The 3,339-nt window shown below is 62.2% G+C and carries 3 protein-coding genes; 1 reads left to right on the top strand and 2 read right to left on the bottom strand.

Annotation, left to right across the window (positions count from 1 at the left end):
* On the top strand, positions 1–511 hold a 511-nt coding region (locus VEK15_17760), incomplete at its 5' end, for a tetratricopeptide repeat protein (protein ID HXV62550.1).
* A gap of 913 nt (positions 512–1,424) precedes the next feature.
* On the opposite strand, the gene VEK15_17755 is transcribed toward VEK15_17760, so the two are convergent.
* Together VEK15_17755 and VEK15_17750 are read right to left on the bottom strand one after the other, a co-directional pair.
* Positions 1,425–1,841 carry a tetratricopeptide repeat protein gene (locus VEK15_17755; GenBank protein ID HXV62549.1) on the bottom strand — a complete coding sequence of 139 codons (417 nt, stop codon included), beginning with the start codon at positions 1,839–1,841 and terminating at the stop codon, positions 1,425–1,427.
* A complete protein-coding gene (locus VEK15_17750) occupies positions 1,822–3,246 on the bottom strand; it encodes a sulfatase (protein ID HXV62548.1) in 1,425 nt (474 codons plus the stop codon). The genes VEK15_17755 and VEK15_17750 overlap by 20 nt, the downstream gene beginning before the upstream one ends.
* Between the last annotated feature and the right edge of the window lie 93 nt (positions 3,247–3,339).

Below are 3,339 nucleotides of genomic sequence, written 5' to 3'. Positions count from 1 at the left end.
GATCGCGCCCGCGATTGCGCAGTACCGGGCCGCGCTCGCGATCAACCCGGAACAGGCGAGCGCGCTGTACGGCCTCGGCAACATGATGAACATCGAAGGGAACTACGACGAGGCTCTCCGACTCTATCAGCAATCGCTGGCAAACCGTCCCGACCACGTACCCACCCTGGTGAACCATGGAAGCCTGCTGGCTTTTCGCGGCGACTTTCGCGCTGCCGAAGAATCGTTCAGGAAGGCGGCTGAGCTCGAGCCTACGGCCTTTGCGCCTCAGAGGCAGCTCGGCGAGCTCCTTCTCCGGGAAGAACGCTTGGACGAGGCGATCGAGCGGCTTTCGGCGGCGCTCGACATCGAACCGGACCATGGTCCGGTCCACTTGAAGCTTTCGATAGCCTATGCGGCGGCGGGAAGGGTCGAACAAGCCCTCGAGCATGCGCAGAAGGCCCAGGCGTTGGGGGAAACGGTTCCGCCAGATTTCCTTGCACGCCTCCGCCAGGGCGCCGGCCAGTCCTGAGGTCGGAAGATCGAAACGCAAAGGCGTTGGCAGCCAGAACCCAAAGGCACAACGGGACTGTCGTCGGGTCATTGGAGCCGCTGAGGTGCTCGACTGGGTCGTGCGGCTCGAATTCCGTCACCGCCCCAGAGGGCATTCTGTCCGTTGTTGTCATGTAAATCGTCCCCTTGAACGACAGAGTATTGTCGGATAAATTGAACCATGAGTCGCCGACGGAAGGTATCCACAACGGTCGCTCCCGAAAGCCTGGCGTATCTTCACTCTCTCATCAGACAGGGCAGGGCCCGGAACCTGGCCGATGCCGTGGATCTCGCGGTAGCACGAGCCCGACGGGCGGACAATCGCGCGCGCTTGGAGCGGGATACGACCGCGTATTTTGCGCGGTTGTCATCTCGCTCCCAGAAAGAAGAGTCGCGACTGGAAGCCGCCCTCGATCAAAGCTTGGACGACGTTGACTTCGACGGTTAGGACCGTACCTCGGCGCGGAGAGATTTGGACCGCCAACCTGGGTGACCCTCCCCGCCGGCACTGGGTGGTCGTAGTATCCTTGGATCCTCGAAACAGAAGCGAACGAGTTGATTCCGTCCTCGTGGTGCCCTTCGGTCGCTCCGGAATCGAAGGCCCGACGGCGCTAAAGCTGGAGCCCGGCGAGACGGGTTTGCCATCGACTTCGTACCTCAAGGGTCACTTCATCTCCGTGTTGAACAAGTCACGCCTCCTTCAACGTCAGCCGCGGCCACTTTCCCAGACGCGAATGCGGGAAGTAGCTGCAATGATTCGGAGAGCTTTCGATCCCGAAGCGCCTTGGGAACCGGCAGAGAGCTCGAGCGAACGCTAAAACAACTCGAAGATGGGCAAAAACCTAAAGGCGCTATGGCTCGTCTTTGCGTCTCTCTCCTCTTGGCTTGAAGAGCTACTGAGTCCTCAGCTCCACGATGCGCTGGTTCGCTGTCTCACTCGCACGATAAGGGTCGACTTCCTTCGCACGCTGATAAAGCAGAAGAGCTTCACCGAGACGGCCCGCTTCGACGAGGAAATCTCCGAGCGTGATAAGCACGCCCCCGTGGTCGGGCTCCTGGTGTCGAGCCTTCTCGATGAGAGCCCGTCCTTCGTCGATCCGACCCATCCGTCTGAGAACGTTGGCCAAAAGAATCGAGACGTTGACGTTCTGCTTCAGGTTGAGATACTCCTCGAAGACGGATCGGGCTTCTTCGAGCCGGTTCATCTGCGCGTAAATGAGACCCAGCTCTTGAAGGACCTGAAGGTCTTTGGGAGCGCCGCGCCGCGCGCGTTGCGCTTTTTCGAGCGCTTCATCGAACTTCTCGGCCAAGCGTGCTTCTTCGGCTTCCGCAAGGAGAGCCAGAACCGGGCAGCATGTCCTTGGGATCGGGGAGGCTGTCAGGGGCGAGGGAAGGATCGGCAGAGCCTCCCCCACCTAGATAGCCCAACGCCTGCAGCCTTCGAAGTGCGTCCGGATCGACGGGGCGAGCACCCTCGGCGATGCTCGCGGCCGTTGCCATCCCCCCGAGCTTCTGTTTCAACAGCGTTTCCAATCGTTCCAGGGCCTCGTCGGCGTGACTCCTCGCGATATCGTAGCGGTTGTTTTTCTCGCCGGGATCGGATTCTAGATCGTAGTACTCGGGTCTCGGCGCCAGGATGTATTTGGCTCGTTGCGTTCGGAGGCCGTGCAGGGGCGACCACCCGTTGTCGAGGTAGGTTGCCATGGTTTCCATGTAGAGGGCACGGTCCTCTTCTTCGTGGTGGCGAACGAGGCTTCGCCCGTCGAGTGACGAAGCATCGAATTCGACTCCCAGCACGTCGAGCAGAGTCGGAAAAACATCGATGAGGCCCACGGTGTCCTCCATGACCAGGGGACCGCCGATGAGACCGGGGCTCCACCAAATCATCGGCACACGCTGGGTCGCGTCGTAAATGAGTCTCGAATGGGTGGGCTCCCGGTGCTCGCCCAGACTTTCTCCGTGGTCACCCGCGGCGACGATCAGCGCCGGCTCCGCTCGAGCGCGGACGGAGGTGAGGATTCGGTCGATCTCCGAGTCCATGTAGGCGATCTCTCCGTCGTAGGGTGCGCCCGCGAATTGACTGGCAAAGGGCTCCGGGGGCTCGTAGGCCGCATGGGGATCGTAGTAGTGAACCCACAAGAAGAAGGGACCCTGGCGCGTACGGGTGCCCAGCCACGCCAGCGCTCGCTCGGTGACGTCCCTCGCAGAACGCTGGCTGTCCAGCCCGCCGAAGGCTTGGCCCGGGGCGGGCTCGACCTGGTCGTCGTATACCGCAAAACCCTGCCGCAGGCCATATCGGCCGTCGAGCACGAACGCGGAAACGAACGCCGCGGTATCGTAACCTTGGCTCTCGAGGCGTTCCGCAATCGTCGTGAAGGACTCGTCCAAGGAGAACTGCCCGTTGTGATGGACACCGTGCGACGGCGGATCGAGGCCCGTGAGGATGGACGCGTGCGCCGGCAGCGTCATCGGGGCGGGAGATATGGCGCCGGTGAACTTCAAACCTTCCTCGGCTAGCCGGTCGAGGGCCGGTGTCGAAGCGGGTTCCCAGCCATAGGCGCCCAACCGGTCCGCTCGCGTGGTGTCGAGTGTCAGAAGAACGAGGTTGTAGCCCGCCGCCGAGCCGGGAACGAGCGACGGGGGGAGCCCGGGGTTCGATCCACAGCCGGCGAGGAGGCAAAACCCGGCGAGCCCCCTAATTCCGCTCCTCGGCACGCTTGGCTATCTCCCCGGCGTGGCTCGCATCGAGTTTGTTTCGACGAAGGGTTTCCCTTCCCGATAGACAGCGAGACGTCCGCGGATCTCCGT

The sequence above is a fragment of the Vicinamibacteria bacterium genome, from assembly GCA_035620555.1.
In the GTDB taxonomy this organism is placed as follows: domain Bacteria; phylum Acidobacteriota; class Vicinamibacteria; order Marinacidobacterales; family SMYC01; genus DASPGQ01.
The sequence above is the reverse complement of the archived record's forward strand: the minus strand, read 5'-3'. Positions and strand labels throughout refer to the sequence as shown.